Source organism: Cyanobacteriota bacterium, from assembly GCA_025054735.1.
Lineage (GTDB): Bacteria > Cyanobacteriota > Cyanobacteriia > SKYG9 > SKYG9 > SKYG9.
Genome location: JANWZG010000008.1, coordinates 1 through 20,707 on the forward strand (window position 1 = coordinate 1; position 20,707 = coordinate 20,707).

General features: G+C 48.7%; 15 protein-coding genes. 8 read left to right on the forward strand and 7 right to left on the reverse strand.

What is annotated here, in order from left to right; all coding sequences use genetic code 11:
• The 3 genes from NZ772_00910 to NZ772_00920 all read right to left on the reverse strand — a co-directional run.
• Window positions 1–841, reverse strand: an 841-nt coding sequence (locus NZ772_00910; GenBank protein ID MCS6812127.1) for a hypothetical protein, incomplete at its 3' end; no start/stop codon positions are given.
• A 117-nt stretch (window positions 842–958) separates the two neighbouring features.
• Window positions 959–2,446: a UDP-N-acetylmuramoyl-L-alanyl-D-glutamate--2,6-diaminopimelate ligase gene (locus NZ772_00915; GenBank protein ID MCS6812128.1), complete on the reverse strand. Its 1,488-nt coding sequence runs from the start codon at window positions 2,444–2,446 to the stop codon at window positions 959–961.
• Between the two features lie 53 nt (window positions 2,447–2,499).
• Window positions 2,500–2,775 carry a glutaredoxin family protein gene (locus NZ772_00920; protein MCS6812129.1) on the reverse strand — a complete coding sequence of 92 codons (276 nt, stop codon included), beginning with the start codon at window positions 2,773–2,775 and terminating at the stop codon, window positions 2,500–2,502.
• 533 nt (window positions 2,776–3,308) lie between these two features.
• Here NZ772_00920 and NZ772_00925 point away from each other — a divergent pair.
• Entirely contained in the window at window positions 3,309–3,944 is a 636-nt protein-coding gene (locus NZ772_00925; GenBank protein MCS6812130.1) for a hypothetical protein, read from the forward strand.
• Window positions 3,945–4,102: 158 nt separating this feature from the next.
• Here NZ772_00925 and NZ772_00930 read toward each other — a convergent pair whose 3' ends face one another.
• The gene (locus NZ772_00930) at window positions 4,103–4,996 is read right to left on the reverse strand and encodes a prephenate/arogenate dehydrogenase (GenBank protein ID MCS6812131.1); all 894 of its coding nucleotides are present in this window, start codon (window positions 4,994–4,996) and stop codon (window positions 4,103–4,105) included.
• A 335-nt stretch (window positions 4,997–5,331) separates the two neighbouring features.
• Here NZ772_00930 and NZ772_00935 point away from each other — a divergent pair, with 335 nt between their 5' ends.
• The 5 genes from NZ772_00935 (at window position 5,332) to NZ772_00955 (ending at window position 10,408) form a co-directional block, all read left to right on the forward strand.
• The gene (locus NZ772_00935) at window positions 5,332–6,867 is read left to right on the forward strand and encodes a pentapeptide repeat-containing protein (protein MCS6812132.1); all 1,536 of its coding nucleotides are present in this window, start codon (window positions 5,332–5,334) and stop codon (window positions 6,865–6,867) included.
• A 177-nt stretch (window positions 6,868–7,044) separates the two neighbouring features.
• Entirely contained in the window at window positions 7,045–7,917 is an 873-nt protein-coding gene (locus NZ772_00940) for a 6-carboxytetrahydropterin synthase (protein ID MCS6812133.1), read from the forward strand.
• A 42-nt stretch (window positions 7,918–7,959) separates the two neighbouring features.
• The gene (gene msrB / locus NZ772_00945) at window positions 7,960–8,370 is read left to right on the forward strand and encodes a peptide-methionine (R)-S-oxide reductase MsrB (GenBank protein MCS6812134.1); all 411 of its coding nucleotides are present in this window, start codon (window positions 7,960–7,962) and stop codon (window positions 8,368–8,370) included.
• 175 nt (window positions 8,371–8,545) lie between these two features.
• Window positions 8,546–8,830, forward strand: a complete 285-nt coding sequence (gene clpS / locus NZ772_00950) for an ATP-dependent Clp protease adapter ClpS (protein MCS6812135.1) — start codon at window positions 8,546–8,548, stop codon at window positions 8,828–8,830.
• 177 nt (window positions 8,831–9,007) lie between these two features.
• Entirely contained in the window at window positions 9,008–10,408 is a 1,401-nt protein-coding gene (locus tag NZ772_00955; protein MCS6812136.1) for a GAF domain-containing sensor histidine kinase, read from the forward strand.
• Window positions 10,409–10,451: 43 nt separating this feature from the next.
• Here the strand turns inward: NZ772_00955 and htpG are convergent, their stop codons facing one another.
• Window positions 10,452–12,482 (reverse strand): molecular chaperone HtpG, encoded by a 2,031-nt coding sequence (htpG, locus tag NZ772_00960; GenBank protein MCS6812137.1) that lies wholly within the window; start codon window positions 12,480–12,482, stop codon window positions 10,452–10,454.
• A 388-nt stretch (window positions 12,483–12,870) separates the two neighbouring features.
• On the opposite strand from htpG, the gene gltB reads away from it, so the two are divergent.
• On the forward strand, window positions 12,871–17,511 hold the full coding sequence (gltB, locus tag NZ772_00965; protein MCS6812138.1) for a glutamate synthase large subunit: 4,641 nt from the start codon (window positions 12,871–12,873) through the stop codon (window positions 17,509–17,511).
• Between the two features lie 166 nt (window positions 17,512–17,677).
• Window positions 17,678–19,381 (forward strand): hypothetical protein, encoded by a 1,704-nt coding sequence (locus tag NZ772_00970; protein MCS6812139.1) that lies wholly within the window; start codon window positions 17,678–17,680, stop codon window positions 19,379–19,381.
• A gap of 25 nt (window positions 19,382–19,406) precedes the next feature.
• On the opposite strand, the gene NZ772_00975 is transcribed toward NZ772_00970, so the two are convergent.
• On the reverse strand, window positions 19,407–20,147 hold the full coding sequence (locus NZ772_00975) for a DUF561 domain-containing protein (GenBank protein MCS6812140.1): 741 nt from the start codon (window positions 20,145–20,147) through the stop codon (window positions 19,407–19,409).
• Window positions 20,148–20,173: 26 nt separating this feature from the next.
• On the reverse strand, window positions 20,174–20,707 hold a 534-nt coding region (gene purN / locus NZ772_00980; GenBank protein MCS6812141.1), incomplete at its 5' end, for a phosphoribosylglycinamide formyltransferase.

The window sequence follows — 20,707 nt, forward strand, 5'->3', positions numbered from 1 at the left end:
ATAGCTCCTCTTGATGTTGCAATTGCCGCGTGAACAATGATGCTATCCACCTAGGTTGAGCAACTAAACCACAGCAAGCAGCATAGTCTGGCCAAACGACAGTTGGTGACGAAGAGGGCGATTCTGGTGTGACTATGGCCTTACGCAGGGCAACTAGCAGTTGATAAACCGTTTCGCCTGTTAAAGAGTTAACGAGCAGTAGTGGATGTTTGCGCTCACTAACTGGCTCCTCTAAGAGAGAAGCGTCCTTTGACCCGGCATTAACTCTGAGCAAAGAGTCTGATGTAGCTTGGACATCTGTGGTAGGTTGACTCGATCGAGGACGGTGGGCCAACACAACGCTACACCACTGGTCGGATACCACAATTAAAAAGTATTCACGACGGAACGCATCTGGGTTAGTGGGCAGCAAGATGGGGCGGTTTCTAGTACTGGCATCTGGCACATCTGCTGATTCCAAAGTCACAGGTTCCAAAGTCACAGGCAACTTAGTGTCGCTATCCTCTGCTGGCATTTCTAGCACTGACTCAGTTGCTGGGATGGAAACGAGATCTAGAAAAGCAATGTCAGACAAGTTGCTAGAGTCAGCTTGAGGTGATGTCAGACAATAAACTCTACCAGAGGTCGCATTGCAGTAGCGCCAAATATCATCTTGCCATGCTGCGGTAGCGGGTAACTTAACCCACAAGGTAGCTGAGATTTGGTGATCAATTAATAGGTCGATCGTAGTCTCCACCATGGCCTTAAATATGGCTGGACTGACCCCTACCGGCTCCAGTAATGGTTCGGCAGTGGTAACTAGCTCGTACAATGACACTGCTTGGCGATGGGGTGGATTCATAACGGTTAGATGATGAAGGACAGATTATTTCGCAGTCCATGATTTGCTGACTATTCGCAGGTTGCAATTACACAGGGAACTACTCAGCGGTGCTACACAGGGAACTACTCAGCGGTGCTATCGAGTAACTCGCTCATGCAAAGCTAATCGTGCTTGTTCACGATCGTCAAAGTGCACCTTCTCAGTGCCTAAGATTTGGTAATCTTCGTGTCCCTTACCAGCAATCAGCACACCATCTCCAGACTTTGCCTCTAAGATAGCTGTGCGAATGGCAACAGCACGATCAGGGATCACTAGTGGAGTGATGGACGCTGGAATGCCTTCTAGGATATCAGTCAAGATTTTTTCTGGGTCTTCCGTTCGAGGATTATCAGACGTAACCACAACCAAATCGGCTAGGTTAGCGGCGATGCTTCCCATCTGGGGACGCTTTGTGCGATCGCGATCGCCACCACAGCCAAACACACAGATCATGCGACCAGAAATAAATGGTCGAGCTGCCCGTAGCAAGTTCTCTAAACTGTCCGGTGTATGAGCATAGTCCACAATCACACTGATATCTTGGTCAGGGCTGATAATCACCCGTTCCATGCGCCCTGGCACCCCTGAAAACTGGGGTAGCGCTGTAATCATGCCAGTCAAATCGAGCCCTAATGCTAATCCTGCCCCTACAGCAGCTAGCAAGTTTGCAAGGTTAAATTGCCCGACTAGTGGGGACTTAAAGGCCGTACTACCGTAAGGGGTATGCATCGTGCCGCTAACCCCATCAGCTTCATAGGTTAAGCCAGTAGTATATAGCGTAGCTGTGCTGTCTGCAATGCTATAAGACCACGCCCGATCGCTACCAAGTTGGTGAATCAAGCGCCGTCCATAGGGATCATCCTGGTTGATAACAGCTCGCCCTTGCAGGTAGCTATCACTAAACAACAGTGCCTTAGCCGCAAAATAGTCCTCCATGTCTCGGTGGTAATCCAGATGATCTTGAGTTAAGTTTGTAAATACCGACACCTTAAACGAACAACCCAAGACACGCTGTTGAGCCAAGGCATGGGAGCTAACTTCCATCACGCCATAGTTACAGTTGGCAGCTACTGCCGCAGCTAGCTGTCGTTGCAAGTCAACTGCAAAGGGAGTTGTATAGGTAGCTGTAGATTGGTAGCCAGCCCAGCGGGTGTATAACGTTCCTAGCAGAGCTGTTGATTTGTGAGCTTGGTTGAGAAAAAATTCAATCAGGTGGGTGGTTGTGGTTTTGCCGTTAGTGCCTGTTACTCCAACTAGAGACAATGCCTGTGCTGGATAGTTATAGAACGCTGCTGCTAATAAAGCACAAGCTTGAGGGACATTTTCGACGCGAATAATACAGGCTTCGGTGTCCGAGGGGGAAATGATGGTATGTCTGGAAACAACGGCAGCGATCGCCCCCTGAGCAATCGCACTTTGCCAAAACTCCCCCCCATCAACTCGTGTTCCTGGCATCCCGACAAAGAGATTCCCTGGCTGACATGCCTGAGAATTAGTCGCTACCCCAGTGACTTCCAACTCCAAGGCTGGATGCGTTGGCAGGACGACATCTGGAATTGCTGCTAATAATTCTGCCAGTTTCATAATCGACTTCCTTCACGCAAAATGTACTATCTAGTTACAGCTTAGATAGGGTGCTATTGGGCATACTTCTGTAGCAACTGTGCTATTTGTGCTACGGATGCCCTAGGAGATACACGGGGTAGTGTGACCTCAGTATAGCTGTTACCATCAGGAGTTGGCTGCACTCGACAGAGCACAGGTATTTCGTATTCATAGGCCATTCGCCAATCATCACGGGTCGAAATATCGCGAACATCAAGTTCGATCGATACTGTTGTAATTTGACTCAGCTTTTCCTGCAAGCCCTCGCACAAGTGGCACCCTGGCTTACTGTAAAGAATCAATTGCATGAAAGATACTTGATTGGTACTTAGAAGTTTTGCTACAAGAAACTAATGACTATCCGCAGCCACTACATGAACTATCCGCAGCCACTACATGATGAGATTGTCAAGGGAACGTCTTCTGACCAGCCTCACCTAATAGTAACCCAGATAGTAACCCAGCGAGTCCTAGCTGATGCATAGCAACTCTAAACTTGTCAATAGGTTACTCAGTGGCATCCTGATCCGGTTGTGAACCCGCGAGTTTGGAAAGAAGAAAAATACCTCCACAAGTGATCGTATGACCGTCACTAGCAACAGTTGTCGAGGCTTTGCTAGAGAACTGGCTAGGTGTTCATGGGTTTAGGGCGAGAACATCAAGCTCTAGGCCACGTCCCTGATGACTGGACGTAGTACATCACCCTGTCAGGGGGTTAGAACCTTCTATCGCTGAGGGGTTAAAGCCTTCCATAGCATCGGGAAAAACTGTGGTGAACTGAAAACACAGCAGCATTGGTGCACCATCTCTGCTGTCTAGATGATTTGATAACGCGAAACCTATGGATCCGGAGATTAAACTACTACTAGTTGTCCTCAAGCATTGGCAACAGGCTTGTAAAAAGCTAGATCGGGCAATACCTAGCGCGACTGCTGCTGAGGCTCAATTAGCTACGATCGCTGAGCAAATAAAGTTCTTGCTGCAACAGGAGGAGGTAGTAAGTACGATCGATGAATTGATTGCTCGTACCCAACCCCATGTTGCTGCTAATCCAGAAGCTGTGCGCAGCGAACTAGCCACCAACCGAGAGGCAATTATCACCGCTGAAGTGCAGGCAGCAGAACCACTACAGTTGAGCCGTGAAGACGTTCTACGCTCGGTGTTGTTGTACCTGCACAACCAGCCCAATGACAAATATCTCATGAGTAGCCAAGAGCTACTGACATGGTTTCTGAAGTTACATGTAGAAATCATCCAGCAGTATGTAGCAGCCCGCTCTCTCCCGCGTAAACAAAAAAAGCGCCGCAAACGAAACATTGCTGCTGCCGTTAGTCTGACAGCCGTTGGTGTTGGTTTAATTCTCAGTAACACCCCCTACGAAACAATCCCTGCGGCCTACTCCTACATCCTAGGGGGAAATGCGTTGATACAAGCACTCCGTGATTTGATCGGCGAAGCAGATTCATCAACAATCTAAACAACAGTAGAATCCAGTACCAATTGCTTGGATTGCTGCTGCGGATAGCTTGTAGTAAGGACTTCAGTCCTTACTTGGAATGATGGCTATGTAACGAGTTTTTGGAAAATTGGTATGAATCTGCACTACAAACCGATAGCTAGTTCGGGAATTCAACGCTATAGGAATTCTGGTCTTGCTTGCTGAGTTTGGTGCAAGATAGTAGCGATGGTTGTCCACTCATGCTTCTCTAAGGCATCGATTAGACGATCGCACTGCGCACGATAGGCATATAGCGACCGCAGCAATGCTGGCTGATTGTACATGGCCATCATCAATCCTAGTTCTGGATTGCCACCCCCTACCCGACTAGTATCCCGAAATCCAGAGCTAGCAAAGGACTTAGCAAGGTCTAGGATATATGGATCCGACTCGCCTAAACAGGCAGCAATTAGGCTAGCACTGGCAAACACAGGGAGATGGGAAATCCAGGCTACAGCGCGATCGTGCTCTTCTGGAGAACATTGATAGAGCTTGGCTCCCAGCAGATTGACGATCGCCGATACCCAAGCGACTGCCCTAGCAGGAGTCGTTGCATTTGGAGTCAACACATAAGGGCGATTCACAAATAGTCCCAATTGTGCAGCATCAATTCCACTATCAGCTGTACCCGCCATAGGATGCCCACCAACAAAGTTTTGCCAAAGAGGAGACACAGCCGCTACTACGGGTTGCTTCACTGAACCAACGTCAGTGATTATTGCATCGGCTGATAGATACTGAACCAACTGCTCTACAATAGACGCAATTACTGCTAACGGGGTGCAGATAAACACAATATCGGCTGAGGAGAGCAAGCTCAATTCTGTGCTGGCTTCATCTGTTGCGCCTAGGGCAGTTGCTGTTCGGCAAACTTCTTCTCGACGACTTACGCCCAGTACACGATGGCTACTACTGCTACATTCGGCTAAACTTGCTAAATATTTGCAGCCGTTGCTATCGCTAAAGGTGCTTCGTAGAGAGAGTCCCAACGAACCGCCAATCAGCCCTAGTCCAACAATACCTATATCCATTACATCTATCCATTGCGATATTGGTAGTCAACGATTATAGTCAGCTCACCAGCTTTCACTATATCTGTCTTTATGACAGCATTGAGATCCATTCCCATAGCTCAACAGCATCTACACCTCCGACTTGCAGGGATGGTAATTATCGAGAGCAGTCAGCACCTAGTAGCTAAATCGGTTCCCTATCAGCTCTGGTAATTTCGCGATCGTCCACTGCAATCCTCATAGACTTGCTTTTTTCAGGGTTAGTGTACGTAAAATTTTCACTATGGGGTTGGGTGACCTATCACCAGCATGATGCTCAGATCACTACCTAACCGACGATCAGGGATTGTTGAATGAACACCGTTGACGAACTTTTGAAACGATACGCTGCGGGAATTAGGGATTTTTCCAAGATCAACCTAGCAGAAGCCAACCTCAGCGGGATCAACCTCGTTAAGGCAAATTTAAGCGAAGCTAATCTCAGTGTTGCTAACCTAAGCGGTGCTAACTTGAGCGAAGCCAATCTCACGCAGGCACGCTTCAACGTTGCTAGGCTAAGTGGTGCCAATTTATCAAGATCAAACCTATCAGGTGCCATTCTGAACGTTGCTAACTTGAGCCGTGCAGATTTGAAGGAAGCTGTGTTATCTCACGCTGCCCTAATTCGTGCCGAACTAATGCTAGCAGAACTCAGCGGCGTAGACCTGCGCCAAGCAGACCTGACAGAGGCAAACATGCGTGAAGCCAAACTGCGTCAAGCTAACCTCAGCGGGGCAACTATTAGTAATGCAGATTTGCGCATGGCTTGTTTTACAGCGGCTAACCTCAGCCAAGTCAATCTACATGGGAGTGACTTAAGCGAAGCAGACTTACGGGGTGCAGATTTGAGCGATGCTGATCTAAAACAGGTAAACCTACGCAAAGCCGATTTGCGCGGGGCTGATTTAAGTCGAGCAAATTTACGATGGGCAGATCTCAGTGAAGCTCAGCTAGAACATGCCAACTTGAACGGAGCAAAACTGAGTGGCGCTGATATGAAGCGAGCTAACCTAACTGATGCTAATCTCCTGAATGCTAGTTTGGTATACGCCGACTTGTTTCAGGCACGGTTGGTTGGGGTTGATTGGATGGGAGCTGATTTAACTGGAGCAACGCTCACAGGGGCACGATTGTATGGAGTTTCTCGATTTGGCATTAAAACCGATGGCATCATTTGCGAGTGGGTTGACTTAAGCAAAGATGGAGACTTGTCTCAACAATATCGCCTCTATGAGGACGAGCAACGCAAATTCTTCAAAGAAACGCCCCCTACGGTTTGGCTGGTTATTGATGCTCCCCTAGACCATGCGACCCACTACAGTTTGGCGCAGGTCTACTATCAGCTTGCTGAACATTACCCTGACGGGCTGCAGCAACCACCCAGCATTCAAGTAGCGCGACGTACAACAACACTGACGTTTCATGTGGACAATGACCATCAGTTGTTGACAACAGCTTACATGGCCATCTTTCCATTCCAAGATGCAGAGACTGCTCAAAAAAGTCTCATGAGCTTTGTGAAAGGGTTACAAGTCAGGGGGCACAGTGATCTGACTAGCAAGGAAAGGAACCGACTGAAACAAATTGGGCAAGTCCTATCACAACTGATGAAGCGATCGTGTGAAGTGCGGCTGTCCACTACAGACATACCTTTTTTTCAGGCTCCAACTGCCATGACACTTGCTAACTCAAGTGACCAAACTCTTGAAATCTATCGGCATCATGCGTTTGGTAAGCGATTTACTAGCACTCCTGATTTGAATCCCAATCTCAAACCATCTACGGCTTCTAAGCTTTCTCCCCATGCCATAGCAGACTTCTTTCGTGGGTTCTACTATTTAGATCGCTAGTTAGATTGCTAGTTAGATCGCTAGTTAGATTGCTAGCGTTTTAGGTTGCTAACGTTTAGATCGCTAATGCAGTAGCGTAACAATGCCTACAACGCTGTTGAGCTACTGGGTTCTAACAATCTCGTACAATTGGGTTAAACTGGAGATAACAAATTTTACAAAACATTACGATTATTTATGAAATGTATCATTAATCGTCGAGCTGAGTTTTCGGCTAGTCACCGTTATTGGTTACCAGAGCTTAGTGATGACGAGAACTTTCTTAGGTTTGGGCGTTGTGCTAATGCTCCCGGCCATGGTCACAACTATGAGCTGTATGTGTCCATGATTGGTGATCTAGATGAGTATGGCATGGTGCTCAATTTGTCTGATGTTAAGCACATCATTCAACGAGAGGTAACTAACCCTCTCAATTTCTCGTACTTAAATGATGTGTGGGATGAGTTTCAGCAGACCTTGCCGACAACGGAGTATATTGCTCGCGTGATTTGGCAGCGCTTGGCTCCTTATTTACCGCTAGTCCGGATTCAACTATTTGAACATCCTCGTCTTTGGGCTGATTACTACGGAGAATCTATGAAGGCTTATTTAACGATTAGCACTCACTTTAGTGCTGCCCATCGCTTGGCTCGTCCTGATCTCAGTTACGAGACTAACTGTGAGATTTATGGTAAGTGTGCGCGGCCCAATGGTCATGGCCACAACTATCACTTGGAGGTGACGATCGCTGGTGACATTGATCCCCGTACTGGTATGATCGCTGACTTAGTGGCATTGCAACAGGCTGTGAAGGACTACGTGGTGGAGCCGTTTGACCATACCTTCTTGAACAAAGACATTCCCTATTTTGCCAATGTAGTGCCCACCGCAGAAAATATTGCAGTTTACATCCGGGATCTTCTCCAGGAGCCAATCCAGAAAATTGGTGCCAAATTGCACAAGGTTAAGCTGATAGAGAGTCCCAATAATTCCTGTGAAGTCTATGGTATAGAGAGCCATGATCCCAGTCTACTGGCAGTGGCTTCATCAAAAACACTTAGCCTAGTTTAATGAACAACTCGATGTAATGTTTTCAACTAACTGAGGTGATGTGTGATGAATAAGGTGAAGAAGACTGATGCTGAGTGGCGGGCACAACTGACTCCAGAACAGTATTATGTGACTCGCAAGCATGGAACTGAGCGAGCATTCACGGGTGAATATTGGAATAACAAAGCTCCAGGTGTGTACAAGTGCGTCTGTTGCGGAGCTGAGCTGTTTACCTCAGACACTAAGTACGACTCTGGAACAGGTTGGCCTAGTTTTTGGCAACCGAGTAAGCCAGAAAACATAGCAACTAGAGATGATTTCAGCTTGTTTATGCGTCGAACTGAGGTGCTTTGTGCTGTCTGTGATGCTCATTTAGGGCATGTTTTCAATGATGGCCCCTTGCCCACAGGTCAACGGTATTGCATGAACTCGGCTGCGTTGACATTTGTTCCGGCTGAGCAAGCAACTGGATGATTATCTTTGGCTGAGAACAATTCGATTAGCAACGATCGCTGGTAGTATGCATCTATGTAGTATGCATTTATTCAGTAAAATCATAGGTATCTTTGACGTTCCATAATCTAGACGATTATGGGCTTGCAAGTTGTCTGTTGTACGCTCTGATTGTTTCTCCCCTGTTATTACGCCTATGTCTCCTGTAGTTACAGAACGTTCTAGCAAGGTTACGCCAAAGCTCTATCCAAATTACAAAGTGATTGTGCTGAACGATGATTTCAATACATTTCAGCACGTGGCTGATTGTCTGATGAAATATATCCCCAACATGACTAGCGATCGAGCTTGGGAGTTGACTAATCAAGTCCACTATGAAGGGCAAGCGATTGTGTGGGTAGGTCCCTTTGAACAGGCTGAACTGTATCACATGCAGTTGGGTCGAGCTGGTCTGACAATGGCTCCCCTAGAGAAGGATTAGATCTGGCATAACTAAGACAGACGTATCCCAGGGGTGTAGATGCCCAAAACTATTGACTCGCGCTAGTATAGCTCTAACATGTCACTAGGCCCTTTGGTATGTCAGGTTTGCCTAGGGTGACTCTCTGAGTGCTCAGGGGCTTGGCTGCTTAACTAATGGCTACTACATTCTGATTCCATGCCTTTGCCCACCAGTGCTGAATTTTTAGAGTTGTGTCGATCGCAAATTGCCCTGCTTACCCAGGGACTGGGAGCCTCTCTGAGCGCAGTTTATTTAGCAGAACAAGTAGCGGGGAGCTTAGAGCCTCAGCTAACGCCTGTGCTTGTCTATCCAGATAGTGCTGACGCTTGGCGACCCATTGGCCGCTCTCAGTCACTGCTGGTAGGCTCTTCAGACCATGAGGCGACGATCGATTTTACACCGGAGGCATTCCCTCTCACAGATACACCAACAGCAGATGGTGTTCAACCGATAGTGCTACCAGACTTAGACAGTGTTAGCAGTTTGGTTCACGTTTCGATGCTAACGGCGAATGCAACAGTCCAACCGGTAGTTATTCCCTTGGTATATGGCACTGAAATGGTGGGCTTGTTGGTTACTGGTCGCAACGATCGCCCCTGGACAGATCATGAGCATTTGCAGCTAGAGCACATTGCACGAGTGTTAGCTATCGCCTGTCTGCTTGACCGGCGCTCTCACCTGCTGGGCAGCATCCTACAAGATCAGCAGCAATTCAAAGCACAGCAAACAGATTTATTACATAACCTACTGCATCAGTTTCGCAATCCCCTCACGGCACTGAAAACCTTTGGTAAGCTGCTTCTACGGCGATTAGCCCCCGCAGACTCCAATCGAGATCTTGCTAGTAGCATCATCCAAGAAAGCGATCGGCTTCGAGACTTGTTAAGTCAGTTTGAACAAGTTATCGACCTTGATCGTCAACAGGATGTCGCACCGGCGCTAGCGGCCTACACCGACGATCTTCCTAATGGATCCGCACAGCAAACCAAGTTGCCTGCCTTACCATTGCCGTTTGAAACAGCAACCAACGGGCTAGCAATCAGCCCCTGTGCCATCAATGACTTGTTATTGCCACTTTTGCAGTCAGCGGCTGCGATGGCTAGCGATCGTGGCCTCAGCCTACAGGTCAGCTTGGGAAACGACTTGCCTCCTCTGGCAGCTAATGCTACTGCTTTAAGGGAAGTCCTTAGTAACATTTTGGACAACGCCCTCAAATACACACCATCCGGTGGAGAGATACTGGTGCAGACATTTCTGGACGAGGCTAGCAGCCGCGTTGGAATTGCCATGAGTGATACAGGCCCCGGCATCCCTCCCCAAGATCTCAGTCATCTGTTTGAGCGTCATTACCGAGGAGTGCAAGCCATGACAGATATCCCTGGTACTGGACTAGGGTTAGCGATCGCTAAAGATCTAGTCCACCAGATGCATGGTGATATCCAAGCTTCTAGCCCTGCGTTGGTGAACCCCGCGGTTAGCCGAGAGCACCAGCGAGACCCTGGTGCTCATCAAGGCGTGACGTTTATAGTCTGGATGCCAACTTGGTCTAAGCTGTAGTCTGGGTAACCCTAAAGATTACTCAGATAGACTCCCAGCGGCATTATCGGATTGCCTGCTCTGTTAGGCGCGTCAACACAGTGTTGGCGCGATCGACGAAGCTCTTCATCCCATCAGCATCAAAGCCTTTTTGGCTCATCAGTGCTAGGTCATAAACATGCTCACAAATTAACTGGGCAAGTTCGCCAGAGCTAGATTGTCCAGTACCCTGAATGATGCTGCCTTGGTTTAGGTTAGCTAGGTTCTGAATTAGTGGATGGTTAATATTAATCATCAAGGTGTGCTCTTCTGGAAACTCAACGGTTGACTGCTGAGTGAACAGAGCATTTAGTTCTCGCCGCCGCCGTTCCTCTTCGGGTAGCAACACGATCGCGGGTGGCGCTGCTTGCGGGTTATCAGACTTGAGCGATTCAGTCCGAATAGTTAACTTCGGGCGGTTGAGTGCTTTCTGAAATAGGTTTTTCACCATCTCGCTTCGGGTTTGGTTGGTCTTAGGATCCACAATTTCTGCGGGTTTTTCCTTATCCACCAGTTGCTCATCCAGGTCAGCATCCACGCGGGAAAACTTGACATTTGGGAACTCCATACCCAGGAACAAAATGAACTGCACATCGATGAAGGAGTCCATAAATAGCACTTCTAAGCCTTGGCTCTTGTGCAATTCCACATAGGTAGCTTGGTTTACTTCATCGGTACAGTAGAACACCCGATTCTCATGGCGATGTTTGTTACGTTCTAGGTATTCCTTCAGGGTAGTGTAGCAGTAGCCTTTGTCGTCTGTGACTGTAGCTGCATCCGTGGCTTGCCAGACATCATCAGCTTCTGACTGCACCTCTACTTGAGGCTTGTCAGTTCCCAACTTAGCTGTTGTCCGATAGATGAGAATATCTTCCACCTGCTTTCTGAACTTGTCATCGTTCATGAAGCCATACTTGACAAAGACTCCTAGGTCTTTCCAAGAGTTGATGTAGTGGGCACGATCGTCCCGATAAAGCTCTTTGAGACGATCGCCCACTTTCTTAGCAATGTGATCCCCAATGCGACGTACTGTGCGATCGGCCTGCAAGAAACTTCGAGACACATTCAGGGGAATATCTGTGCTATCAATCACGCCCTGCATGGGCAACAGAAAACGGGGAATGATCTCTTCGCAATTGTCGCTAACGTATACCTGGTTACAGAACAGTTTTACCTGCCCCTTGGGCACTTCTACATCCAAGCGCAGTTTGGGAAAATAGAGGATGCCGTTGACTACAAAGGGATAATCAGTATTTAGGTGCACCCACAGTAACGGATCCTCTTTGCCAGGATAGAGGTAGCGGTAGAACTCTAAATAGTCATCCTTAGTCAAACTGTTAGGTGCTTGCTTCCACGGTGCAATCTGGCGGTTGACCTTCTCTGGGGCTTTGATAGCTGGTGTTGCTTCGCCTTCTTTAGGAGCTTCCTTGACCGCTAACTTGATGGGTACTGGCAAAAAGTCGCAGTATTTGGTGATTAATTGCCGGACTCGATAGGGTTGCAGGTATTCTTGCTCTTCATCCATCAGGGTGAGAATCACAGAGGTGCCGATCGTGCTGCGCTCTGAGTCCTCTAGTCGAAATTCTGTAGAGCCATCACAACTCCAATGAACTGCCTTAGCACCTGGCTGGTATGACAATGTGTCGATTTCTACGGTCTTGGCCACCATGAAGGAGGAATAGAAGCCTAGGCCAAAGTGACCAATGATTGGCTGCTCGTCACTAGCTTTGTACTTTTGAATGAACTCTTCAGCACTAGAAAACGCAACTTGGTTGATGTATTTTTTCACTTCATCAGCCGTCATGCCAATACCGTTGTCACTGACGGTTAACGTTTTAGCCTCTTGGTCAATGGTGATAACAATTTCTGGTTCCGGTAATTCTCCAGTGAACTCGCCCGCATTGGCGACCATTTTCAGCTTTTGAATGGCATCCACTGCATTGGAAACTAACTCGCGCAGAAAGATTTCGTGCTCAGAATAGAGCCACTTCTTGATAATCGGAAAAATATTTTCAGTGTGGATCGAGATGTTGCCTTGTTCTAGAAGAGTTGCCATAGGTCGATCGTGTTTACTCTACTTCATCGCTGCATCTAATCTTGGCGAATTGCAGGGTTTCCTTCGAGAGAGTAACTGGTGAGATCGCCCCCCGTTCGTCATGTGGATTTCCGTACTTCGCTACCCAGCATCTCGCTTACTTAAAAGTATCTTCTATACTGACGTTTTCACAAAGCTGAAGTTTTCATAAAATATTGATTTGCAAAAAGTTGGCTGAAAACGCTAGATTTTTCTTTGCAAACCTTCTAACGTTAAGCTAGAACAATACGTTTTCAAGCGGTCACAGGTTCTCTGGATGCCATGGGGAAATTCGGGGAGCCTTTTGTGTCCCTAGATACAATTCCCAAATAATTTTTGATTGACATTGCATCCCGTATACACCATGACTATGAACTGGAATAAACCAATAACGCAGGGGTTAGATGCTGGATACCCAGGGCAGCGCTGGCTAGTGGAGGAGCGTGATGCCTGTGGAGTAGGTTTTCTGGCAGACCAGCAGGGGCGAGCTAGTCACGATTTGGTTGCTAAAGCTCTGGTGGCCTTGGGTTGTCTGGAACATCGCGGCGGGTGCAGTGCCGATCGAGATTCTGGGGACGGTGCTGGGATCATGACTGCTATTCCGTGGGAGCTATTCAACGAGTGGGGACAAGCTCAGAACTTACCTACCTTAGAGGCTGATCGTGCTGCAATTGCCATGATCTTTCTGCCGCAACAAGCTGACCAAGCTGCTGCTGCTCGCCAACGGATTGAACAGGTGGTTGTGGATGAAGGGTTGAGAGTGGTGACCTGGCGTGTTGTGCCCATAGCTCCCCAGGTGTTAGGAGTCCAGGCGCGGGAAAACCTACCCCAAATTGAGCAACTGATAGTGCAGTCACCTACCTTCCGTGGGGATGACTTGGAACGCCATCTGTACCTTGTTCGCAAACGGATTGAACGGGAATCTCTAGGCGATGAGTTGTATATCTGTTCCTTTTCTGGTCGGACGATCGTCTACAAAGGTATGGTGCGCTCTGAGGTGCTTGGGCAGTTTTACCTAGACCTCCAGCAACCTAGCTACCGAAGTGCATTTGCTGTCTATCACCGCCGCTTTAGCACTAACACGATGCCCAAGTGGCCGCTGGCCCAGCCTATGCGCATGTTAGGTCACAATGGCGAAATCAATACGTTGCTGGGGAACATCAACTGGATGCGGGCAAGGGAAAGTGACCTATCGCACCCATGCTGGGAAGGCCGAATGGATGACCTAAAGCCTACGGTCAATCCGGATAACAGTGACTCTGCTAATTTAGACAACGTGATGGAATTACTGGTGCGATCGGATCGCAGTCCCCTAGAAGCGGTGATGATCATGGTGCCAGAAGCCTATCGCAACCAACCTGATTTAGTAGATCATCCTGAAGTTATTGACTTCTACGACTATTACAGTGGCATTCAGGAAGCCTGGGATGGCCCTGCATTGCTAGCCTTTAGCGATGGCAAGATTGTGGGGGCTACCCTTGATCGTAATGGTCTGCGTCCAGCGCGCTACGCCATTCTCCAGGGTGGACTGGTAGTAGTGGCTTCTGAGGCTGGAGTGATTGATCTGCCAGAAACTGAGATCTTAGAAAAGGGTCGGTTAGGCCCTGGGCAGATGATTGCCGTAGATTTGGTCAGTCATGAAATCTTGAAGAACTGGGACATCAAGCAACGAGTCGCTAGTCGTTGTCCCTATGGGCAGTGGTTGAGAGAGCAGCGCTATTGTCTAGAGCCACAAGCCTTTACTGAAGCACCCCTGATGGACGCAGAAGCACTGTTACGTTACCAGACCGCCTTCGGCTACACGGCTGAGGACGTGGAAATGATCATTCAGGAGATGGCTGCCCAGGGTAAAGAGCCGACTTTCTGCATGGGTGATGATACTCCCCTTGCTGTACTGTCAGATAAGCCCCACCTACTCTATGACTACTTTAAGCAGCGGTTTGCCCAAGTCACGAATCCCCCCATTGATCCCCTGCGGGAAAGCTTGGTCATGAGCCTGTCTGTGTTTTTAGGAAATCGTGGTAACTTGCTGACGGCGATGCCGACAGATGCCCGGTTGCTGAAGCTTGAGTCTCCTGTGTTAAATGAGGCAGAATTGTGCCGGATCCAAACCTCTAATTTCAAGACTACGGCTCTGTCTACTCTGTTTGATATTGCTACTGGCCCAGATGGTCTGCAACAAGCGGTTCACAACCTTTGTCAACAGGCACTGGCTGCTGTACAGGCGGGAGCGGAGATTTTAATCCTCAGCGATCGGGTCTCCCAGACCAAAACGCTTAGCCCCAATGCTGCCCTATCTCCCCTCTCGCCTGACTTAAGCTACATTCCTCCCCTGCTGGCCGTGGGTGCTGTGCACCACTTTTTGATTAAGCATGGCTCCCGAATGCGGGCCTCCTTGGTGGTAGATACTGCCCAATGTTGGAGTACGCATCACTTTGCTTGTCTGATTGGCTATGGTGCTAGTGCTGTGTGTCCCTATCTAGCGCTGGAAACCGTCTGTCAATGGTGGTCAGACCCTCGCACTCAAAAGCTGATGGAAAATGGCAAAACTCCTAGCATTAGCTTGACCAAAGCCCAGGAAAATTACCGGAAGGCGATCGAAGCTGGTTTACTGAAGATCCTCTCTAAGATGGGTATTTCGCTGTTGACTAGCTACCACGGGGCGCAGATTTTTGAGGCAATTGGTATCGGCTCTGATTTGTTAGAGCTTGGCTTCCGGGGCACAGCCTCTCGCATCGGTGGCTTGACTGTGAAAGACCTTGCACAGGAGGTTATCTCCTTCCATAGCCGTGCTTTTCCAGAACTGACGGTCAAAAAGCTGCAAAACTATGGATTCGTGCAGTTTCTGCCTAGTGGGGAATACCACATGAATAACCCCAGCATGGCCAAGGCACTCCATAAGGCGGTTGCTAGTAAGAGTTACGACCACTACGAGGTCTACAAGCAACAGTTGGAAAATCGTCCAGTCACTGCCTTACGAGATTTACTAGATTTCCAGTCTGATCGGGAGCCGATCGCCCTAGAAGACGTAGAACCTGCAACGGAAATTGTCCAACGGTTCTGTACAGGTGGCATGTCCTTGGGGGCGTTGTCTCGTGAAGCCCATGAAACCTTAGCGATCGCCATGAACCGCATCGGTGGCAAGTCTAACTCTGGCGAGGGGGGTGAAGATCCTCTGCGCTATCGGGTGTTGACTGATGTGGACGACAGCGGTCTCTCACCCCTGTTCCCCCACCTTAAGGGATTGGCTAATGGTGACACGGCTAGCTCTGCCATCAAACAAGTGGCATCGGGCCGATTTGGTGTGACCCCGGAATATCTCACCAACTGCAAGCAGCTAGAAATTAAGGTAGCCCAAGGTGCTAAGCCTGGAGAGGGTGGTCAACTTCCTGGCAAGAAAGTTAGCCCCTACATTGCGATGCTGCGTCGCTCTAAGCCCGGAGTAACTTTAATTTCGCCCCCGCCCCACCACGATATCTATTCCATCGAAGATTTAGCGCAGCTCATCTTTGACTTGCACCAGATTAACCCTCAAGCCAAGGTGTCAGTAAAACTGGTGGCAGAAATTGGTATTGGCACCGTTGCTGCTGGCGTTGCTAAGGCTAATGCTGACATTATTCAGATTTCTGGTCATGACGGTGGCACTGGAGCCTCTCCCCTGAGTTCTATCAAACATGCAGGTAGTCCCTGGGAACTGGGACTGACGGAAGTGCATCGGGTGCTGATGGAAAATCGCTTGCGCGATCGGGTCATTCTCCGGGCTGATGGCGGTCTGAAAACAGGCTGGGATGTGTTAATGGCTGCGCTGATGGGCGCTGAAGAATATGGCTTTGGTTCCATCGCGATGATTGCCGAAGGCTGCATTATGGCACGGGTCTGCCACACTAACAACTGCCCTGTAGGAGTGGCTAGCCAGCGGGAAGACCTGCGCAAGCGCTTCCCTGGCACACCAGAGCATGTAGTGAACTTTTTCTTGTTTATTGCTGAAGAGGTACGATCGCTGTTGGCACGCTTAGGTTATCGCTCCCTAAACGAGGTGATTGGTCGGGCTGACCTACTGACGATGCGCCAAGGGGTGTCTCTGAAGAAGGTCGATGCTCTTAACTTGGCCTGTTTACTGAATTTGCCAGATACTCGCCATGACCGCAGTTGGCTTATCCATGAGGACGTTCACAGCAATGGGGCTGTGCTGGATGACCAGCTACTAGCAGATTCTGACATTCAAACCGCAATTCAGCAGCAAGGCATTGTTACTAAAGACCTAGCAATCGTTAACACCGATCGCACAGTGGGTGCGCGGCTATCGGGGGCGATCGCGCGGCAGTATGGCGATGCTGGCTTTGAGGGACAAATTACCCTCAACTTTACTGGCAGTGCTGGTCAGAGCTTTGGAGCCTTTAATCTTCCTGGTATGACCCTCAGGCTAGTAGGTGAAGCTAACGATTACGTGGGCAAAGGTATGCACGGCGGTGAGATTATTATTTGTCCTCCTCCTGATGCCAACTACGACCCAGCTACCAATGTGATTATTGGTAACACCTGCCTCTATGGGGCGACGGGTGGCGCGCTCTATGCCAACGGACAAGCGGGCGAGCGCTTTGCTGTCCGTAATTCTAGAGCGATCGCTGTGATTGAAGGGGCAGGAGATCACTGCTGTGAATACATGACGGGCGGAGTAGTTGTGGTGTTGGGCCGGGTAGGTCGCAATGTGGGTGCTGGCATGACGGGTGGCTTGGCCTATATTCTAGATGAGGACAATACTGTGGCTACCAAGCTTAACCCAGAGATTGTTAAGCTTCAGCGGGTACAAACGGATGCCGGTGAGCAGCAATTAAGGACGCTAATTCAAGCTCACTACGATCGCACCCGTAGCCGAAAGGCACAGACTATCCTAGCCAACTGGGCAACCTTCTTGCCCCAGTTCTGGCAAGTTGTGCCTCCATCCGAAGCAGATTCACCTGAAGTGAATGCTAACGCTGTAACAGAAAAGGTGCTAAGTTCTGTACAGTAATAACGTCCCCTTTGCTCAAGTGTGAGTTTCTAGGCAGGCTGAGTAGGGCAACTGCTGACGGGCCTGCCAATAGGTTAACAACTTGGTTATCTTAGGTGTTGATTGCCTGGGATGGTGTTTGGGCTGGTTATTACCTTTCCTAGTTCCTGAGCCACTTGAGCTAACCGTGAAACTTACCATCCTCTATCTGTATCACAAGTTCCTAACATTCTGTGCTAAGCACCGATCGCTCGTCACTGGGTTGGCAGTTGTAGCGGTTGTCACAGGGTTAGATGTTGCATTTTTCTATCTCGCACAGAGCAGAGCTTGGACATTCGTTAACACTATCTTGCAGAGGGTTATTAACTCAAACCAGCCCATTGACATAGGGTTTGCGCCCGAAGTTTGGCTGTCAGTGTTGAGCTTAACATTGGGAACACTTATTATCATTATTTCGATCGCAGCACAGAGTATCCCCAAGCTAATTGACCTGTACATCGAAGATTGGATTAGCCTCATCTATGTTTGGTTTCTAATTATTGCCGCAACCCACTCTGTTTCCATAAAGTTCATCTACGAGGCAGGTTACTTGCGAACCTCAAGTGTCGTGCTTAACTTGATGGTTTTCTTGCCGATCGCAGTCTTATTTTCTTTGCCCTACATTTTCTATATTCTGCAATCGACTCAGCCGAGTAACGTCATCCGCAAGATTTTTCATAGTCAATTACGGCAAATCTCCACGCTGTCACAACCCTATTCCCGCAAGTTACAGCGTCTCCACCAATACACGAGTGAAATGCAATCTCAACTGTTTAAGTCTTTAAACCAGCTTGATAACATGCTGGAGTATATCGCCTTTAAAGATTGGAAAGCCCAGATCATTCAAGACATGGGTGCTTTGGTTCAGGAGTATGTTAGGGTCAAGCGATCCATCCACCCTAGTTTTTTCAAAATTAGTGATAGTATTCGTGACGATATTTCCTTCCGGACAATGCTGGGACAGTTGCACGAAGTAGAACGCACGAATACATTCTATGAGCAAAAGTGCTTTCGGCTCTTGGGCAATACCTATATCAAGTTAATTGCCGACCAAGAATTTGATTTGGCATCCTTGTGTGGTCTAGAGCTAACTAAAGTTGGGGCAACTGCTATTGAATGTGATGATGATTTGTTGATATGGATCGTCATTATCCGCTTTAATACTCTCCTGCGATTTGCCCTCAAACATGGGGTTAAAAATAATGAGGCTAGGAACCTATATAACGTCATCTTTCACTATCGCAACTTTATTGCCAATCTAGTAAAAGCCAACAAGGTAGAGGCAGCAAGACAGAGTTTCTACTACTTACGCATTTATGGCACAGAAATCTATCGTCACGGACGCATTAGCCCTTCGATGTACTTCATCGTAGATGTGTTCGCCGCAGAAATGAAAGAGATTTTAATCTTGGTGCATCAGCACGAATGGAGATTGGACATTCAATATACGCTGCTGAATGAGATGCTGCAGATTGACAATCCACCAGATTTTACTGAAGGTGATCTCGATCGCGGTCAAATTTTTAATAATGGTGTGCGAATTTTGCAAATTGGTCTGGGACTTTATTATTTGCGTGTCAACCGCATTGACTTTGTGCAACGCATTGTCGCTGATATTCTTGATGATCTCAGTGTTTTGGGGGAATCGGCCTTTCGTCGGAGCATTGACTTAGCATGTCAGCGATTACGTCAAGCTGAGAAAAATTTCTGGGAGGATACGGATCGTGGCAATCTCAATCTTTACTACACCCCTGACCAGGATCAAATTGATAACTTCCGCGAGATTCTCTACGAGCAAATGCAGCTACATCTCTTGTCTCGCCAGTCGATCGTCAGCACCCAGTTATTCTAAAGCCTCATCCCCCAAGGTCTTTGCTTTACAGACGAGCAGGTCGCCGAGTGTGTGCCAGAGCTTCTACTAAGCTGCGGACGGCTGCAACCATGGCAACATCGCTGTTAAGCTGGCTGACGGCACTGCCCACACCCACACCAGAGGCACCTGCCGCGATCGCCATAGGCACGGTCACGCTAGATAGACCCGATGCACAGAGCACTGGCACGGCTACGGCATGGCTAATGGCATAAGCAGCAGCTAGGGTGGGGGTTGCCTTCTCAATCAGACCCATGATCCCTGCGTGGGTGGGGCGACTGCTGGTACCGCCTTCAGTCTGAATAATGTTGGCTCCTGCGGCCACTAGAGCTTCAGCTAGCTGCACCTGTTGGTCAAGTTCCAGGATATGGGGAACGGTTACCGATAATGGAATATCTGGCAACAGCGAGCGAGTTTGGCGAGTGAGTTCCAATACATCATCAGCTTCAAAGCGCAAGCCTTGGGCATAAAAAGCATCGAAGTTGCCGATTTCAATCAGGTCTGCACCGGCTGCTACCGCAGGCAAAAATTGCTCTGGGTCGATCGCAGAGACGCAAACAGGTAAGGTAGTAATGGTCTTGACTTGGCGCACCAAGTCGGGATCAGCGGCAATGTCTAGGAAAGTAGCACCACCGAGGTCAGCAGCGCGGGCAATGGTGCTCACCCGATCGCAGTCAAAATTGGTTAAGCCTGTAATGATTTTTAGGGCAGTGCCTTGTGCGAAGGCAGTCTTTAGACGAGAATGCATAGTTCATTGCTCCATGAAGAATAGGATCATTGTGCCATTGAACGGATTCGCTGATCGGCAATTACTTGGGCGATCGCTAGGGGAAAAATTCGATGCTCTTGCACATGAATACGGGCCTGCAAGGTTTCTGCTGTGTCATCGGGGAATACGGGTACTGCTGCCTGCATGACGATCGGGCCACTATCTACAGCCAGCGTCACTATGTGCACTGTGCAACCTGACAGCTTTACCCCGACTGCTAGAGCCTGTTCTACAGCCCGAATGCCTGGAAAGCTAGGTAATAAACTGGGATGGATATTCAACATCCGCTGCGGGAAGGCATCTATCATCACTTGAGTAACGCGCCGCATCCACCCGGCCATAATCACCCATTCCACCTCATAGGCTTGGAGAGTTTGCACAATCTGCTGGTCAAACTGTTCGCGTTGGGGATAGTCTCGATGGTTATGAAGCACTGCTGGTATATTGCGACGCTGGGCACGGGCTGCTACTCCAGCCCCTGGGTTGTTGTAGACCAGCACTTGAAGATGAGCGTTTAGCTGGCCGTTAGCGATCGCCTC